This window comes from Bradyrhizobium sp. 134, assembly GCF_023074155.1.
Classification (GTDB): Bacteria; Pseudomonadota; Alphaproteobacteria; order Rhizobiales; family Xanthobacteraceae; genus Bradyrhizobium.
In genome coordinates this window covers 252,975-270,526 of sequence record NZ_JADPKX010000074.1, presented here as the reverse complement: position 1 = coordinate 270,526, position 17,552 = coordinate 252,975, and the positions used below count along the sequence as shown (strand labels likewise).

Below are 17,552 nucleotides of genomic sequence, written 5' to 3'. Positions count from 1 at the left end.
GGCAATGACAGCTGCCGTACCTCTCTCGGGCGGCCGCCACGGGAGCATCGCCCTGCTGCTTCGCGTCAGCGACGCGATCGCGGCCATTCTGCTGGCCGCGGATCTCGTCGTCGTCTGCGGTTCCGTGCTGCTGCGCTTCTGCTTCAACGCGCCGGTGGAGTGGTCCGACGACGTCGCGCGCGGCCTGATGGTCGGCTCGGCCTTCTTCGGCGCGGCGAGTGCGCTCGCGCGCGGCGAGAATGTCGGCGTCTCCTTCTTCCGCGACCTGGCTCCGGTACGGCTGCGCGCGCTGGTCGATGCCGCGAGTGCGCTGCTGGTGGTGCTGATCTCGGGCTACGTCGCCTACAACGCCATCAAGCTCGGCTCGCTGACGGCGGGCCAGACCACCGGATCCGGCTTGCCGCTGGAGCTGACCTTCTACCCGATGGGCGCCGGCGCGCTGTTCATGACGGTGTTCGCGATCGACCAGCTCTGCGCCAGGCCGCTCCCTGATATCGTCAGAGGCCTCGTCGCGATTGCCGTCGTGACCGGCCTCTATCTCGCCTGGGATTATCTGTCGCCGGCCACGGTGCCGTCAGCGGGCACGCTGATGCTGATCGGTTTCTTCGCGACGTTGGTCGGCGGCTTGCCGATCGGCTTTGCGCTGGCGCTGGCCGCGCTGATCTTCATCTGGGTGGAGGGCGCGCTGCCCGGCGTGATCTTCGCCCAGCAAATGGCGCGCGGCATCGACAATTTCGTGCTGCTCGCGATTCCGTTCTTTATTCTCGTCGGCTACCTCATGGAAGCTAACGGCATGTCGGTGCGGCTGATCGAGCTGTTGCAGCGTGGGGTCGGGCGCATGCGCGGCGGCCTCAACGTCGTGATGGTAGCCTCGATGGTGCTGTTCTCCGGCATCTCGGGTTCGAAGATGGCCGACGTCGCGGCGGTCGGCTCCGTGCTGATTCCGGCCGCGCGCCGCTCCAAGCAGAACCCGGGCGGTGCCGTGGCGCTGCTCGCGGCCTCCGCGGTGATGGCGGAGACCATTCCGCCCTGCATCAACCTGATCATCCTGGGTTTCGTCGCGAATTTGTCGATCGGTGGCCTGTTCGTCGCAGGGCTGCTACCGGCGGCGCTGATGGCGCTGGCCTTGATCGCGGTCTCCATCATCTTCGGCAAGACTCCAACTGAGACGCCAACTGATGCCGAGGACATCGCGCCGCAGATGCCGGTGTCGGGCCTGTGGAGCGGCGCGATCGCCTCGTTCGGCCTGATCTTCATGATCTTCTTCGGCTTTAAGAGCGGCTTTGCAACCGCCACGGAAATCTCGGCCTTTGCCGTGGCTTATGCACTCGTCGTCGGCAGTGTGGTGTTCCGCGAGCTCAGCTTCACATCGGCCGCGCACAGCTTCGTCCAGGGCGCGACGCGCGCGGGGCTCGTGCTGTTCATCGTTGCCGCAGCGCAATCGCTGGCGTTCACGCTGACCCTCCAGCAGGTGCCGCATGCGGTCGGCGATTTCATGCTGGGATTGTCCAAGACCAGCGGCACCTGGCTGTTCATCCTGCTCGCAATCGGCGTGTTGATCGTGATGGGCTCGGTGCTGGAGGGCGCGGCCGCGCTGATCATCTTCGGGCCGTTGCTGCTGCCGGTGGCCGTCCAGCTCGGCATTGATCCCCTGCATTTCGGCGTGGTGCTCGTGATCGCGATGGGCATCGGCCTGTTCGCGCCGCCGCTCGGGCTCGGGCTCTACGGCGCCTGCCTGATCGGCAATGTGCCGATCGAGCAGACGGTGAAGCCGATCATGGGCTATCTTGGCCTGTTGTTCCTTTGCCTGCTTGTGATCGCGTTCGTGCCATGGCTCAGCACGGCGTTGCCGCGCGCGTTCGGCTACTGAAGGAGTCTTGCCGTGAAAGTCCTGCTGGCCCACACGCCGGAGATGCGCCGCAATTACTATGGCGATCGCAGCCTGAACGGTTTGCGCGCGACCGCCGAGGTGATCCTGCACGAGAGCGATGAGACGCTGGTCTCAACCAGCCTCGTGCGTGCTGCGCAAGATGTCGACATCATCGTGGCCGATCGCATGACTGAGGGACGCGGCGAGATTTTTGCGCAACTGCCGCGCCTGCGCGCCTTCGTCCGCTGCGCCGTCGACATCCGCAACGTCGATGTCGAGGCCGCCTCGAAGGCCGGCGTGCTCGTGACCCGCGCCGGGCCTGGCTTCGTGCAAGCCGTTGCCGAGCTCGCGCTCGGCTTCATGGTCGATCTCTCCCGCGGCGTATCCCCGGCGACGGCCGACTACCAGGCAGGCCGCAAGCCGGAAGCGCGGATGGGACGGCAGCTCGCCGGCAGCAAGATCGGCATCATCGGCTATGGCAGCATCGGGCGCTATCTCGCCGACATTGCCAAGGTGATGCGCATGGAGGTGCTGGTCGCAGATCCCTTTGCGACCGTGAGCGACAGCGCCATCCGGCAGGTCAGCCTCGATGAGCTCCTCGCCGCGTCCGACTATGTCGTCTGCCTTGCCATCGCCAATGAGCAGACCGAGAACTTGATCGGGGGGGCGGCACTGGCGCGGATGCAGAAACATGCTGTTTTCATCAATCTCTCGCGCGGCAATCTCGTCGACGAGGCGGCGCTGGCGAAGGCGCTGCTCGAGAATCGTATCGCGGGTGCCGCGATGGATGTCGGCCGCGCGCCCGACCAGATGCCAAGCCCGGAGCTTGCGAAGCTTCCCGACGTCATCGCGACACCGCATGTCGGCGGCCTGACGCCGCAGGCGATCGAATACCAGTCGCTGGAAACCGTGCGCCAGGTCGAGGCGATCGTCAAAGGCGAGATCCCGCAAGGCGCCGTCAACGCCGACCGCTGGACGCGTCGGCCCTGATCCGGCTCTACAGCCGGTCCACTGCTTTGAACGTCCCGTCCTTCTGGATCACCGTCAAAAACACCGTCGGCGGCGCGTCGAGCATGCGCATGCCGACGGTGACGGTGCTGCCGCTGATGTCGAAGCGGCCGACATCGTTGATGGCGCGCAGCAGGTTCGCGCGCGTCGGTTGCGGCCCGGCTTGTTCCAGCGCCGCGGCGGCGAGGCGGCCGGTGAGATAGCCTTCGAGCGACACGAAGTCCGGTGTCAGCGCCGGGTCGAACGCCGTCTGCGCCGCCTGGTAGTCGGCGACCAGCTTGAGCGAGCGGTCCCAGGGAAACGGCACGACCTGGGTGACGACGACGCCTTCGCCCTCGGGGCCGAGCTCCCGGGCGAGCGCCACGGCGCCGACGAAGGAGATGTTGACGAAGGTCGGACGAGCACCGCTGCGGTGCGCGAGCTTGATGAACTCCGCGCAGGGACCGTAGGTCCCGACCATGACGATCGCCTCGGGTTCGACGCGCTTGATCGTGCGCCAAGCCGACGCGACGGCGCGGGTGTTGCGCTCGAAGGTGCCTTCGGCGGCGAGCTCGAGACCGCGTTTGGCAAGCGCGCGCTTCACGCCGGAAAGACCGTCGCGCCCGAAGGAATCGTCCTGGTAGAAAATGGCGATGCGGGTGAAATGGCGATCCTCCGTGAGGTGCTTGACCCACGCCTCGGCCTCGGCGGCATAGCTCGCACGGATGTTGACCACGTTCGCAAGCTCGAGGTCGCGCAAGAATTCGGCGCCGCTGAACGGACCGATGAAGGGCACGTTCCTGGCGCTGGTGATCGGTATCGTCGCCATCGCGGTCGGCGTGCCCACCGCGCCGATCAGCGCGAACACCTTGTCGTCCTCGATCAGCCGCAGCGTCTGCGCCACCGAGCGGTCGGGATCGTAGCCGTCGTCGCGGCTGATGAGCTGGAGCTTGCGGCCATGGACGCCGCCTTTGGCGTTGATCTCGGTGAAAGCTGCGACGATGCCCTGCCGCATCCGCTGTCCGAGTGTGGAGGAGGGACCCTCGAGGGCTGCGGCCTGGCCGAACAGGATCGCATCCTCGCTGACGCCGATCTCGTCGGCTTTTGCCGGCAGCATGGTTGCTGCCAGGAGCGCGACGGTGATCACGATGAATGTCGCAGATCGAGATCGATACATCAAAAAGTCTACGGGTGCGGGGAGTGGTTTCGGGTAAAGCTATCGCCGCAGGATGAATCGCCGATGTATCGGCGGCTCCGTACTACTCCGGGGAAAACCGGCAACTTATTTCGACAAAGCCCGCATCATCCTGCACTTCATTAACTAAGCCGGCTGATGCAGAAAAGCCGCGTTCCGAAATTGTGCAGTTCTTAACCGGGGTCCTGTTCCGATAGTGGCTCCGGCGGCTCAACCAGAGGTTCGGTTGGCCGGGAGAGGGGACGGCGGTTTCTGGAATGGGCGGTCGGGATCAGAACGATCAGGATCGGGGACGTATGACCGGATGGTGGCGTGCCGCGCCGCTGCTCGGGCTCTATCGCCCTGCACTCGTCGCAGTCGGCGTTGGTCTTCTGTTCTCGGTCGCGGGTGCGGCCGCTGTGGCGCGATGGGAAGGCCGCGTCAACAAGATCGAGTTCGAAAACGCGGCCGAGACCGAAGTGATCGTCATGCAGAACGGCATGGGCGAGTACATCTCCAGGCTCGTCGCGTTGCGCACGCTGTTCGAATCGACCAACCAGGAGATCACCCGCAGCGAATTCGAGACCTTCAGCGCCCGCCTGTTCGAGCGCCATCCCGGCATGCTGCGCATCTCCTGGGTGCCGCGCGTGAACCGCAAGGAGCGCGCCGAATACGAGGCCGCGGCGATCACGGACGGCGTGTCCGGCTATCGCATCAAGTCGCTCCAGGGCGATGCGTTCGCGACCGCGCCGCAGAGCGACGAATATTTTCCGGTGCTCTACTCGACCCAGCCGAAGACGTCTCCGGTCTACGGCATGGACTACGCGACCATTCCGGAGCGCCGCGAGATCCTCGAGCGCGCACGCGACACCGACCGCGTCTCGGCCATTCGCACCCGCCTCTACGAGCCGAAGGCGGGCGGCCGGTTGCCCGACGTACTCGTCGCCATTCCCGTCTACGCCAAGGGAACATCGCGCGACACCGTCGTGGACCGGCGCCGCAATCTCGCCGGCTTCGTCGTCGGCGTCTTCGACCTGCCGCTGCTGATCCAGTCCATTCGCGCGACCACCGGGGCAAGCCCCGCGGTCAGCGTGAACGTCTATCCGCCGTTTACGGCGCAGATCGTCGGCCTGGAGGCCATGCTGCCGGATTATTCGTCGGCCGCGACGGCGCCGCAGTCGATGCGGGACGTCGCGCGGACCCTGCACTGGTCGGGCAATCTCAAGATCGGCGGCATGGATTGGCAGGTGCGGGCGGTTCCGGCTGCCGGCGGTCCGCTGGAGACGACTTACGATCGCGCGGGCGCGGTGCTGATCGTCGGCATGCTGCTGACGCTGTCGCTTTCGACCTATCTCATGCTCGCGAGCCGCAATTCGCAGCGGCTGTCGCTGGCGAACCGGCGGGTGCTCGAACTCGCCCAGACCGACACCCTGACCGGATTGCCGAACCGCGCCTTCTTCCTCGCCCGGCTCGACGAGCTCAATGGCCGTTTGATGGACGCCGGTCCGACCTTCTCTATCCTGATGCTCGACCTCGATCGCTTCAAGAACGTCAACGACTCGCTCGGTCACGGTGCGGGCGATGCGTTGCTGCGTCAGGTCGCACAGCGGCTGAAATCCGCGCTGCGCGCCAGCGACGTGCTGGCCCGGCTCGGCGGTGACGAATTCGCCATCATTCAGGAAGCGTGCGAGGATCAGCGCGTCTGCTCGACCGAACTGGCGGGGCGGATTGCCAAGCTCGTCGCCGAGCCGTTCCTTCTTCCCGGACATCGCGTCGAGATCGGCACCAGCATCGGCATTGCGATCGCGCCCGATCACGGCACCGATCAGGAGCAGCTGCTGAAGAAGGCCGACCTTGCGCTGTACCGCTCGAAATCATCGGGCCGCAACTGCTTCACCATCTACGACAAGGCGATGTCGGCCGAGCTCGAGGCGCGCAGCACGCTGGAAGGCGATCTGCGCGACGCCATCGCCCGGTGCCAGCTCGAGGTGCACTACCAGCCGTTTGTCGACGCCCTCAGCGGCGCGCGGCGCGGCTTCGAGGCGTTGGTGCGCTGGCGGCATCCGACGCGCGGCTTGATTCCGCCGGACCAGTTCATCCCGCTTGCGGAGGAGACCGGGCTGATCGTGCCGCTCGGCGAGTTCGTGCTGCGACGCGCCTGCGCGGACGCGGCCGGCTGGCCGTCCGAGCTCGCGGTCGCCGTCAACCTGTCGCCGATCCAGTTCAAGGAGGCCGAGCTGTTCGAGATGATCAGCGCGGCGCTCGCAGATTCCGGGCTGCCGCCGCAGCGGCTGGAGATCGAGATCACGGAATCCGTGCTGCTGGAACGCGGCGTCGAGAACCACGCCTTCATGGAGCGGCTGAAGAGCATCGGCATCGCGCTCGCACTCGACGATTTCGGCACCGGCTATTCGTCGCTCAGCTATCTGACCGCGTTCCCGTTCGACAAGATCAAGATCGACAAGTCGTTCATCCGCAACCTCACGCATCAGCCGCGCAGCTCCGCCATCATCTCCTCGATCGTGACGCTGGCGCGCGGGCTGGACATGTCGGTGACCGCCGAAGGCGTCGAGACCCGCGAGGAATACGAACGGCTGAAGGCGCTCGGCGTCAATTTCGCGCAAGGCTATCTGTTCGGCCGCCCGCACCCAATCGAACGGATTCTGTTCGACGCGGCCGCCAAACCGCCCCAACGCGACGCCGCCTGAGGGCGGCCGCCCAAGGATCGCTCAATGGGGCATGCGCGAAAAGCGCTTGACCCGGGCAGCCCCGGATGGTCGGAAGGACCGTCCAGGGATGAAACACACAATGCGGCTTCCGTTCTTCTACGGCTGGGTCGTGGTCGCGGTGACCTTCGTCACCATGGCCATCGGCGTCAACGCTCGCACCGCCTTCTCGCTGTTCTTTCCTCCCATCATCTCTGAATTCGGCTGGGAGCGCGGCGTCACCGCGGGCGCATTTTCCTTCGGCTTCGTGGTGTCGGGCATGGTCAGCCCGCTGATCGGCCGGCTGATGGATCGCGCCGGCCCGCGCGCGGTGATGGAGCTCGGCGTGGTTCTGATGGGTGGCGGGCTGCTGCTCGCGCCGCTCACGAGCCAGCCATGGCATCTCTATGTCACCATCGGCGTCATGGTTGGCGCCGGCTCGGTGTGTCTCGGTTATTCCGGGCAGTCGCTGTTCCTGCCGAACTGGTTCATCCGCACCCGCGGCCTCGCCATCGGCATCGCCTTCGCCGGGGTCGGCATCGGCTCGGTGACGCTGCTGCCGTGGGTGCAGCACATGATCGAAGGGACCGGCTGGCGCACCGCCTGCACGGCGATGGGCCTGATGATCCTGATCGTGCTGGCGCCGATCAATCTGTTCCTGCACAGGCGCCCCGAGGATATCGGCCTGCGGCCCGACGGCGATGCGGCCCCGGCCGTGGGCGCCGCAAAACCCGTCTCCAACATCGTCGATCCCGTCTGGGCCGGGACTGAATGGACACTCCGGAAAGCGGTCGCCACGACGCGGTTCTGGTGGATCGCGCTCGGCTATTTCTGCGGCCTCTACATCTGGTACGCGGTGCAGGTGCACCAGACCAAATTCCTGCTCGACATCGGCTTCAGCCCGGGTGTCGCGGTGTGGGCACTCGGCATCGTCAGCCTGCTCGGCATTCCCGGCCAGATCCTGCTCGGCCATGTCTCCGACCGGATCGGGCGGGAATGGGTGTGGGCGATCAGCTGCGCGGGTTTTGCGATCTCTTTCGCGGCGCTGATGGCCCTGAAATTCCAACCGTCATTGTGGCTGGTCTATCTCATGGTGTTCACGCAAGGCGCGCTCGGCTACGGCCTGACCTCGATCATGGGCGCAGTGGTGTTCGAGATTTTTCAGGGCAAGCACCAGGGCAGCATTTTCGGCACGATCATGCTGGCGGCATTGGCCGGCGGCGCCGCCGGTCCCTGGGTCACCGGCTTGCTTTACGATCGGGTCGGCGACTACACGCTCGCCTTTGGCGTTGCCATCATCGTAAGCGGGCTGTCGGCGCTTTCGATCTGGCAAGCTGCGCCGCGCAAGGTGCGCGCCGTCGCCGGCAAGCTTCAGGTGGGCGCCGGCGCCGAATAGGTTCCGTACGCAGCGGATTACCCTCGCTTCTTTTGCGGAACATTAAGCATGTCGCGTCTTGGCGCGGCGCGACCGGGCTGCAAAAAGGTCTTGGACACCATCGCGGCACTAGCCTCGGTTGCTGTATCTTCCCGATGCCTCCGGGTCTAGCGATGTCCGCCTCCGATTGTGCCATGACAGAAACTCCGGAAGTGCTGTTGGCCGCGCTCGAACGCGCCGACGAGGGCATCGTCGTCGTCGACAGCGCGCGTCGCATCACGCATTTCAATGCCGGTGCAGAGCGGATCTGGAATCTCGCACGCGCTGATGTGCTCGGCCGCGACGCCGAAATTCTCACCCTCAAATGCCTTCAGGCCGAACCGTTTGCGGAGTTCCGGGACGAGATCAGCCTGGTGCGCCGTGACGGCAGCCGGATCCGCGCGGCCATCTCGCTTTCATCCATTGCAAGTGGCGGCATTGCCTATCGCATCGTCTTCGCGCGCGACGTCACAGCGGACGCCGAGCGCCGCATCAGGATCGGGCTTCTCCACGCCGTCTCCGACCAGACCAACCGTGCGGTGCTCATCACCGATACCGACCAGAACATTGTCTACGTCAATGCCGCCTTCACGACGCTGTTCGGCTACACCAGCGAGGAAGCCGAGGGCCGCCGCGCCAGGGGCCTGCTCGCGGGCCGCCACACCGATCGCAAGGCCGTTGCGAAGCTCGTCAAGCGCCTGATGGATGGCGGCCACCGCGGCGAGGTCGAGATGCTCGCCTATGACAAGGACGGCGAGGAGATCTGGGTCTGCGCCCGCATCGATGCCTTCCGCGACAAGAAGGGCCAGGTCAAGCACTTCTTCGCGCTGCTCGAGGACATCACCGAGACCAAGCAGCTGCGCTCGCTGCAGCAGCTCATCATGGGCGCGCTCGCCGACGAGGTTCCGATCGGCGAGATCGCCGACCGGCTGTGCCGCCGTGTCGAGCAGATGGCGCCCGACGTCGTCTGTTCGCTGCTGCACATCGATGCCGCGGGCCTGATCCATCCGCTCGGCGGCCCAAGCCTGCCCGAGGACTATTCCCGCGCGCTGGACGGCGTGGCCATCGGCCCCAATGTCGGCTCGTGTGGAACCGCGGCCTTCTACGGCGAGCCAGTGCTGGCGACCGATCTGGAGACCGACCCGCGCTGGCAGCCGTACAAGGCGATGCCGCTCGCGATTGGCCTGCGCGCATGCTGGTCGACGCCGGTCAAGGCCAAGGACGGACGGGTCATCGCCACCTTCGCCTTCTACTACCGGGAGCCGCGCGCGCCGAGCAATTGGCATCGGCGCATCGTCGAGGCCTGCGTCAATCTCGGCGCCTTCGCGATCGAGCGCAAGGAAGCGCGCGCCGAGATCGCACGGCTCGCCTATCACGATATCCTCACCGGCCTGCCGAACCGCGCGCAATTGCGGCGCCTGATCACCACCGCCATCGATGCCTGCCCGACCGGCAGCCACGTCGCGCTGGCCTTCCTCGACGTCGATCATTTCAAGGACGTCAACGACACGCTCGGTCATGCCGCCGGCGATGAGCTCCTGATCCAGCTGGCGCAGCGCCTGCGCGAGCAGATCGGACCCGAGGACATGCTGGGGCGACTCGGCGGCGACGAGTTCGTGATCCTGCTGCCGCGTCGCAACGCCGAGGGTGCCGAGCGCGTCGCGGCCGGAATCACCGAAGCGCTGGCCGCGCCGCTGCGGCTCGGCTCCAGGCAGTTGCAGATGTCGGCGAGCATCGGCGTCAGCCTCTATCCCGATCACGCCACCGACATCGACACCTTGATGCAGCAGGCGGACGCGGCCATGTACATGGCCAAGCAGGCCGGCCGCTCGACCCATCGCCTGTTCAGCGCCGAGATGAACGGGCTCACCGAGCAGCGGCTGGCCTTGATTGCGGCGCTGCGCCGCGCCATCGCCGAGGGCGAGCTGACCCTCAGCTATCAACCGCAGATTCGCAGCTGCGACGGCGCGATCCATGGCGTCGAGGCGCTGGCGCGCTGGCATGATGCCGAGCTCGGCGACGTCTCGCCGGCAAAATTCATCCCCCTCGCCGAAGAGTGCGGCCTGATCGAGCAGATCGGCCTGTGGTCGGTGCGCGAGGCCTGCCGGCAGATGGCGAGCTGGCGCCGCGCCGGGCTCGAGATTCCATCCGTGTCCGTGAACCTGTCGCCGATCAATTTTCGCAACGTCACGCTGGCCGCGCGGCTCAAGGACATCCTCGCTGAATACGATCTGCCGGCGGATGCGCTGATGCTCGAGATCACCGAGGGCGCGTTCATGCAGGACAGCGTCGCCGCGCTCGAGACGATGAACGCGATCCGGGAGCTCGGCGTCGGGCTTTCCGTGGACGATTTCGGCACCGGTTATTCCAGCCTGAGCCGGCTCGCCCATCTGCCGATCCGCGAGCTGAAGATCGACCGCAGCTTCATGCGCGACATCGAGCGTGACGCTGGCGCGCTCGCGATCGCCACCGCCGTGGTGCGCGTCGGCCAGGGCCTCGGCATGACCGTCGTCGGCGAAGGGGTCGAGACTGAGGCGCAGCGCAAGGTGCTGGCCGAACTCGGCTGCGACGTCGTGCAAGGCTTCCTCTACGCACCCGCACTCGCGCCTGTTGCCTTCGAGCGCTGGTTGATCGAGCACTGCGCCGAGCAGGCGCAGGCGATGCTGGCTCGTCTCGACATTGCACCGGCCGGCGCGACCGCAGTGAAGCGGTCAGCGTAGAAGCGACTTTCGGCGGGTGATGTCCGGGCTCAGGCATCCGGTTGCAGGAACGTGCCGTATTGCTTGGTCGCGGCGACCGCGGCCGCGGCCTGTCCGATCATCCGCATTGCTGCCATCATAGGCCACGGTCCAAGACTCACCCGCCGAACGCCGACGCGAGCCAGATCCGGAAGTGCGGGAACGCCTTGTGTCACCATGATGTTGACCGGCAGAGGCGTGAGCTGAACGAACCTTTCAATGAGCGCGAGGTCGGTGAGGCCGGGGACGAAAATTCCGTCGGCGCCGGCCTCGGCATAGACCTTCGCTCGCCCCGCCGCTTCGTTCATGCACTCGTCCGGCGATCCGAATTTCAGCAAGAACGGATCCGTTCTCGCATTGATGAACAGCTGAACTCCCAGATCTTTTGCAGCGTGCCGCACGGCCTTGATCTTGGCGGCATGGAGCTCGGGATTGACGAGTTGCCGCTTTCCCCCTGATAGCCCGTCCTCGATATTGATGCCGACGGCGCCGGCTTTCAAAATCTCGGTCGCCGATCTGGCGGCAGCCTCCGGGGTGTCGCCATATCCGGCCTCCAGATCGATTGAGACTGGAACAGACACGGCCGCAGTCATCCGCGACACCAGGCCGGTCACCATGTCGAGCGGGACATTTTCTCCGTCGGCGTATCCAAGTGCGGAGGCGACCGCCCCGCTGCTGGTCGCGATGGCCGGAGAGGTCTTCGCGATGGCTTTGGCGGTGGCGGCGTCCCAGGCGTTGAACAGGATGAGCGGATCGCCCTTCCTGTGAAGGGCATGAAAGGTCTCGGCATATTGCTGTTGTGTCTTGGCGTCCATTGCGCGTACTCCGGATTAGAGAACTCAAAGGATGTTGTGGGCGACCGCCCTCTGCGTTCAGTCAGGCGCGTGCGTCTTGAACCAGTCCATGATCAGGCCGGTGACTTCTTCCTCACGCTCGAGGTGCGGGAAGTGCCCGACATCGGGCAGGACAATCCGCTTGTGCGGCCCCTTGAACAGCGGCTCCTCCTTGACCGAGTACCTCGCTGTCGGATCGTTGCTGCCATAGATCGTCAGCGTCGGCGTGTGCATGTCATTGATCGGCAGCCGGCGCGCGAGCCCCGCATCGGTCAGGCCTCCGTAATATTTAAGCGCTGCGGCCATCGTGCCGGGCGAGCTGAGCGTCTCCTTGATTGAACGGATGTGCTCGGCATTGTTGAATGTCGGCGACCACAGCTTCCAGAGATAGTCGACGAAGGGAAGTCCCTCGGTACTGACCGCGGATTCGGCGCCGGGAAGCTGGAAGAAATAGACATGGAAGACGGCTCGAACGAGCTCCGGATCCCGTCTGATGCTCGAAATTGTAATTGGATGTGCGGTGTTCATGACTACGGCGGCCTTGATTGCCGATGGCGCCGTTGCCAGCGCCTGAAAGGTCGAGGTGCCGCCCCAATCCATGCCGACGACGCGCGCCTGTCCGTCGTCACTCAGCGCCGCGATGAGGGCTTCGAGATCCTTGCCCAGTGCGATCGGATCGAAAACTCCGTCCGCCGGAATCTCGGTCGGCGCATAGCCGCGCAGGAACGGCGCGACCGCACGATACCCTGCATCCGCGAAGACCTGCAGCTGCTTTCGATACGACCAGGCATTATCGGGAAAGCCGTGCAGGAACATGACAAGGGGGCCGTCGCCCTGCTCGAGATAGGCGAAGCGCACGCCGTTGGCCTGCACGTATTTCAAGGCGGGTTCAATGCCTCTGGTATTCGCTTGGGCATTCGCTTGTCGTGCCGCGCTCCCAGTATTCATCGTCATTCTCCATGTCATCGCGCCCCGCGATCGAAATATGTGCGGAGCGCACATATTCGTCAAGTTGTTTTTTGTGCGCTCCGCACATATTGTCCTGCTCATGGAAAACGGAATCGCAAATTTGCTAGGGGCGCTTTCGCTCGCCGTCATGGATCGGATCGAGCAGGGCGCGCGCGAGGTCATCGGCCGCGGAGGCGAGACGCCTGCGGCACTGGTCGTCATCGGCTATGGCCAGGGCATGACCAACGACAAGCTGCGGCGGATTCTTGGCCTGTCGCATTCGGGAACGGTCCGGCTGGTGGACCGTCTGGTGTCGGATCGGCTGGTCGAACGTCGGCCCGGACAGGACGGCCGCGAGGTTGCTCTGCACCTGACCGCGAAGGGCGCCGCAACCCGCAACGACTTGATGACCTCGCGAATATCGGCGGTCGCGTCGCTTCTGGATGTGCTGTCGCCGGCTGAAACGAAACGACTCGAAACGCTGCTCCATGAGTTGTTGTCTCGGCAGGATACGTCCGAGATGGATCGCTTCACGATCTGCCGCATGTGCGACGACAGCGTTTGCACGAATTGCCCCTTGCCCACGGACAAGGGCAAACGCGCTCGCTAGCGGGCGGGCTCGACACAATCATCCGGCTTGGGCCCAACGCGCGTTCACGTCGCGGAAAGGAACGTCCGGCGCTTCTCCACGTTATCGGCCGTCGAGCGCAAACCGGGCCACACGATGAAGAAGATCGCCACCATCCTTGTCATGCTCTGTAGCTTGCCGGTTGCCGCCGGTGCGGAGAGCTGGAGTGGCTATCGCATTCCCGAGACCGGGACCAACGTCGACATCCCGTCGTCGATCTTCACGGAGCAAGCCGGTCGACCCGACGGGTATGGCATGCAGTACCGGACCAGCGACGGCCGCGCGGATTTGACGGTGCAGGCCGTTCCGAACGACGGCAGCTCACCGGCCGCTTTCCTGGCGCGAAAGAATCCGCCGCCCGGCATCACCTACAAGCGCATCACGCCGCGCTTCTTCGTGGTGTCCAGCACCCGGGGCGGCAAGATCTGGTACGACCGCTGCAACTTTGGCCGTCGCTACGTGCATTGCGTGCTGATCAACTACCCCGCTTCCGAGAAGCGGCAGTGGGATGCGCTCGTGACCCGCGTCAGCCGTACGCTGAGCGGCGGTTGATCCGCTCACAAAGAAAAAACCTGCTCACAAAGAAAAAACTGCCCGCAAGTCGCGGGCAGCAGTCTCGTGAGGATGGTTCAGCGCACGTTCGTCGATGTTGTCGACATGGTCGGCTTGGAGCCTGGCACGTGCGACATGGTCTTGGTGGTGGACCCGACCTCCTCGCCCGCCTTCACTTTGGTGCGGGTGTGGGAGCGGCTGAACGTGCCACCCTCATGCGCCTGCGCGCGCGCATTGGAATTGAGCACCGGACCGTTGCCCTTGTTCATGCTGGTGCCGGACTGCGCCTTGCCGTTGGCAGACGCGGCGCTGCCGCCCGCTGCAATCGACGAGCCGGTCTGTCCGGAGCCCGAGGTCGACGTGCCGCCGGTGCCGAGCGTGCTGGCCGAGGTGCCGCCGGCGGCAGCCGAACCGCCGGTGCCACCGGTCATGCTGGTTTGTGCCGACAACGGCGCGGCGGCGGCGAGCAGGAGTGCGACCGACGAGGTCGCGATCAACATTCTCATCTGTCAAATCCTTTTGCTATGGCGACGATGTCGAGATGGTGCAGCCGTTGACTGTGACGGTGCTCGCGCTGGTCGAACCGGGGCCGCCGGCCGTCGAGGACGAACTCGACACGTTGCCGCCACCGGCCTGGACGTGCACCGACGATCCGCCGGCCGAGCTCGAGCTCGAGAGCGAGCCGCTCGATGAGGTCGAGCCGGTTGTGCCCGAACCCGATGACCCCAGCGCGGTGATGCTGCCGTCGGGATGTTTTTCCACCGTGACCCGGCAGGTCTCGCCGGATGCAGTCTTGCCGGTTTTCTGCATGGTTTCCCCCACAGCGGCGCTGCTTATCAAAGTCAAAACTGCGATCGCAACGATTGGTCTGTTCATGCCAGTCCTCCTCAGGAAGGACGAAGGAGCGGCATTGCTGCCGCTCCGCCGGCCGGGATGTCAGTCCTTGTCCTTCTTCATCTCGTCCTTGTGGTGGCCTTTGCCCTTTTCCATGCCCATGTCGCTGGAATGTCCCGCGGAGGAGCCGGCCGCTCCCACGGTCGAGCCGCTCTTGCCGCCGCCGGCCGAGGAGCCGCCGGTGCCGACTGTCGATGCCGAGTTGGAGCCGGAGCCTGCCGCAGAGCCGCCGGTGCCGACGCTGGACGAGCTCTTGCCGCCGCCGGCCGACGAACCGCCGGTGCCGAGCGTCGAGGCCGAGCCTGAGCCGCTGCCGGAGCCCGCGGCGGAGCCGCCGGTGCCGATCGACGAACTGCTGGTGCCGCCGCCGGCCGACGAGCCGCCGGTGCCAAGCGTCGAAGCCGAACCCGAGCCGCTGCCCGAACCCGCCGATGAACCGCCGGTGCCGACGGTCGAGTTGCTGGTGCCGCCGCCGGCTGACGAGCCACCCGTGCCGACCGTCGAGCTGGACTGCGCCATCGCGAGCGCCGTACCGGCCAGCAGCGCGGCTGCGGCCACAGACAATTTCAGAATCCTCATCGCTGTCTCCTCCAATGATCAAATTGCCAAAACAGGCTCGGGATAAAGTGGCAAGGTGAGGAAACGTTCCTTGGATGGGGTACGGTGATGTGGAAAATGCGCGCGTATAATCGCTGCCAGGTTCCAGCGGCGCAGCGCGGCGCGCCGATGTCGAGTGGGAACAGTGAAGCTCGACGATCTGAGGACAACAAGCGCTAGTCCGACGACAATCCCGTCCTGCGCCGCAGATCCGTGATCGCGCGCAGAAAGCTGTCGGCCGGCGTCGTCTCCGGATCGATCAGGCGGTGCAGGCGAAAGCCGTCTTCCAGCGCCAGCACGACGGAGGCCATCCATGGCGGATTGAGCGTGTCGCCCCTCGCGTTGCTCTTCAGCGTGGCCTCGACGATGTCGGCGACCAGCTTGCGCCGCGCGCGCAGGCGCTTTGCAAGCTCCGGTCGGCGCTTCTCCGCGCGCGCGACAAACAGGATCATCTCCATGTGGAGCAGCGGCGAGCGGCCGAGCGGGTCCTGCCTTGTGCGGTCCATCGCCTTCAGCGCCGCGATGAAGTCGTCGAGATTGTCGTGCTGCGCGAGGATGTCCTTGTTGCGCCGGATTGACTGCGCGACGTGGTCCTCGAGCATGGCGATGATCAGCTCGTCCTTGCTCTTGAAGTTGGAATAGAACGCTCCCCGGCTGAATCCGGCCGCCGCCGCGATCGCCTCGATGCTGGCGCCGCCGATGCCGTCCTCCTCGAACACGCGCGCGGCCGCCTCGAACAGCTTGTCGCGCGTGTCGTCCCTGGTCGGCCTGGTTCTCACCCTTGACATCGGAGCAGGTTAGGGCAGAATGCAACTCGATACAACAATGTATCGAGTTGATAATTCAGGGATGGTTACGCTGCGCAAGAGGGGCTGCCCGGCGTATGCGATTCATGCGGCAACCGACATGAGGTCACCATGAACGAGCACGTGCAGGGCGCCGGCGGTCCGCTGTTCAATCCGCTGTCGCCGGACTTCATCCGCGATCCCTATCCGCATTATGACCGGCTCCGCGCGATCTATCCGATTCACGTGACGCCGTTCGGCCAGTTCGTCACCAGCCGCCATGCCGATGTCAGCCTCGTGATGCGCGACAAGCGTTTCGGCAAGGATTTCGTCGAGCGCTCCAAGCGTCGCTATAGCGAGAAGATCATGGAGGAGCCGGTCTTCCGCAGCATGAGCCACTGGATGCTGCAGGCCGATCCGCCCGACCACAGCCGCCTGCGCGGCCTCGTCGTGAAGGCCTTCACCGCCCGCCGCGTCGAGGACATGCGGCCGCGGATCCAGGAGATCGTCGACCAGACCATCGATGCCGTGATCGACCGCGGCCATATGGACCTGATCGAGGATTTCGCCTTCCGCCTGCCTGTCACCATCATCTGCGACATGCTCGGCATCCCCGAGGACCATCGCGAGACTTTCTATAACAGCTCGCGCGACGGCGGACGGCTGCTCGACCCAGTGCCGCTCTCGCCGGAGGAGATCGCCAAGGGCAACGCCGGCAACATGATGGCGCAGATGTATTTCCAGCAGCTGTTCGAGCTGCGTCGCAAAAATCCCGGCGACGATCTCATCACTCAGCTGGTGCAGGCCGAGGAAGACGGCAACAAGCTCACCAACGAGGAGCTGACCGCCAACATCATCCTGTTGTTCGGCGCCGGCCACGAGACCACGGTCAATCTGATCGGCAACGGCCTGCTGGCGCTGCATCGCAATCCGGACCAGCTCGCGCTGTTGAGGGCGCGGCCGGAGCTGATGGTGGGCGCGATCGAGGAATTCTTGCGCTACGATTCCTCGGTGCAGATGACCGGGCGGGTCGCGCTGGAGGATATCGACGATCTCGGCGGCGCGAAGATCCCCAAGGGCGAGACCGTGCTCTGCCTGCTGGGGTCGGCCAACCGCGACCCGGCGGTCTATCCTGACCGGCCCGACCGGCTCGACGTCACCCGCCAGAATGTGAGGCCGCTGTCGTTCGGCGGCGGCATCCATTTCTGCCTGGGAGCCCAATTGGCCCGCCTCGAGGCCGAGATCGCCATCGCCACGCTGTTGCGGCGTCTGCCCGACCTGCGCATCGACGACGTCGAAAACCCGGAATGGCGGCCGACCTTCGTGCTGCGCGGCCTGAAGCGGCTGCCCGCGAGCTGGTGATAGCCGCCCGCGTTAACCTCCGCGCGCAACAGTCGCTGTGACTTCGCCACACTTCCCCCTATATA

15 protein-coding genes are annotated in these 17,552 nt (G+C 65.3%); 8 read left to right on the top strand and 7 right to left on the bottom strand.

Annotation, left to right across the window (positions count from 1 at the left end):
* Positions 1–4 precede the first annotated feature (4 nt).
* Together IVA75_RS31460 and IVA75_RS31455 are read left to right on the top strand one after the other, a co-directional pair.
* Positions 5–1,870, top strand: coding sequence for a TRAP transporter large permease subunit (locus IVA75_RS31460; protein ID WP_247288045.1), 1,866 nt, complete (start codon positions 5–7; stop codon positions 1,868–1,870).
* Between the two features lie 12 nt (positions 1,871–1,882).
* The gene (locus IVA75_RS31455; protein WP_247288046.1) at positions 1,883–2,860 is read left to right on the top strand and encodes a hydroxyacid dehydrogenase; all 978 of its coding nucleotides are present in this window, start codon (positions 1,883–1,885) and stop codon (positions 2,858–2,860) included.
* Positions 2,861–2,867: 7 nt separating this feature from the next.
* On the opposite strand, the gene IVA75_RS31450 is transcribed toward IVA75_RS31455, so the two are convergent.
* On the bottom strand, positions 2,868–4,034 hold the full coding sequence (locus IVA75_RS31450; RefSeq protein WP_247288047.1) for an ABC transporter substrate-binding protein: 1,167 nt from the start codon (positions 4,032–4,034) through the stop codon (positions 2,868–2,870).
* Between the two features lie 314 nt (positions 4,035–4,348).
* On the opposite strand from IVA75_RS31450, the gene IVA75_RS31445 reads away from it, so the two are divergent.
* The 3 genes from IVA75_RS31445 to IVA75_RS31435 all read left to right on the top strand — a co-directional run bounded on the left by IVA75_RS31445 (position 4,349) and on the right by IVA75_RS31435 (position 10,870).
* A complete protein-coding gene (locus IVA75_RS31445) occupies positions 4,349–6,739 on the top strand; it encodes an EAL domain-containing protein (RefSeq protein WP_247288048.1) in 2,391 nt (796 codons plus the stop codon).
* A gap of 100 nt (positions 6,740–6,839) precedes the next feature.
* Complete coding sequence (locus IVA75_RS31440; RefSeq protein ID WP_247288298.1) at positions 6,840–8,132, top strand: MFS transporter; 1,293 nt, start codon at positions 6,840–6,842, stop codon at positions 8,130–8,132.
* A gap of 152 nt (positions 8,133–8,284) precedes the next feature.
* The gene (locus IVA75_RS31435) at positions 8,285–10,870 is read left to right on the top strand and encodes an EAL domain-containing protein (protein ID WP_247288049.1); all 2,586 of its coding nucleotides are present in this window, start codon (positions 8,285–8,287) and stop codon (positions 10,868–10,870) included.
* A 29-nt stretch (positions 10,871–10,899) separates the two neighbouring features.
* On the opposite strand, the gene IVA75_RS31430 is transcribed toward IVA75_RS31435, so the two are convergent.
* Positions 10,900–11,703, bottom strand: a complete 804-nt coding sequence (locus IVA75_RS31430) for an isocitrate lyase/phosphoenolpyruvate mutase family protein (protein ID WP_247288050.1) — start codon at positions 11,701–11,703, stop codon at positions 10,900–10,902.
* A gap of 57 nt (positions 11,704–11,760) precedes the next feature.
* On the bottom strand, positions 11,761–12,594 hold the full coding sequence (locus IVA75_RS31425; protein ID WP_247288299.1) for an alpha/beta hydrolase: 834 nt from the start codon (positions 12,592–12,594) through the stop codon (positions 11,761–11,763).
* A 19-nt stretch (positions 12,595–12,613) separates the two neighbouring features.
* Between IVA75_RS31425 and IVA75_RS31420 the strand changes: the two genes are divergently transcribed.
* On the top strand, positions 12,614–13,279 hold the full coding sequence (locus IVA75_RS31420) for a MarR family winged helix-turn-helix transcriptional regulator (RefSeq protein WP_247288051.1): 666 nt from the start codon (positions 12,614–12,616) through the stop codon (positions 13,277–13,279).
* Positions 13,280–13,393: 114 nt separating this feature from the next.
* On the top strand, positions 13,394–13,849 hold the full coding sequence (locus IVA75_RS31415) for a hypothetical protein (RefSeq protein ID WP_247288052.1): 456 nt from the start codon (positions 13,394–13,396) through the stop codon (positions 13,847–13,849).
* A 77-nt stretch (positions 13,850–13,926) separates the two neighbouring features.
* On the opposite strand, the gene IVA75_RS31410 is transcribed toward IVA75_RS31415, so the two are convergent.
* From IVA75_RS31410 to IVA75_RS31395, 4 genes are all read right to left on the bottom strand, one after another.
* A complete protein-coding gene (locus tag IVA75_RS31410) occupies positions 13,927–14,355 on the bottom strand; it encodes a hypothetical protein (protein ID WP_247288053.1) in 429 nt (142 codons plus the stop codon).
* Positions 14,356–14,371: 16 nt separating this feature from the next.
* Entirely contained in the window at positions 14,372–14,725 is a 354-nt protein-coding gene (locus tag IVA75_RS31405) for a hypothetical protein (protein ID WP_081747982.1), read from the bottom strand.
* A 60-nt stretch (positions 14,726–14,785) separates the two neighbouring features.
* Positions 14,786–15,322 carry a hypothetical protein gene (locus IVA75_RS31400; protein ID WP_247288054.1) on the bottom strand — a complete coding sequence of 179 codons (537 nt, stop codon included), beginning with the start codon at positions 15,320–15,322 and terminating at the stop codon, positions 14,786–14,788.
* A gap of 194 nt (positions 15,323–15,516) precedes the next feature.
* Positions 15,517–16,128: a TetR/AcrR family transcriptional regulator gene (locus tag IVA75_RS31395; protein WP_247288055.1), complete on the bottom strand. Its 612-nt coding sequence runs from the start codon at positions 16,126–16,128 to the stop codon at positions 15,517–15,519.
* Positions 16,129–16,257: 129 nt separating this feature from the next.
* On the opposite strand from IVA75_RS31395, the gene IVA75_RS31390 reads away from it, so the two are divergent.
* Positions 16,258–17,487: a cytochrome P450 gene (locus IVA75_RS31390; protein WP_247288056.1), complete on the top strand. Its 1,230-nt coding sequence runs from the start codon at positions 16,258–16,260 to the stop codon at positions 17,485–17,487.
* Positions 17,488–17,552 lie beyond the last annotated feature (65 nt).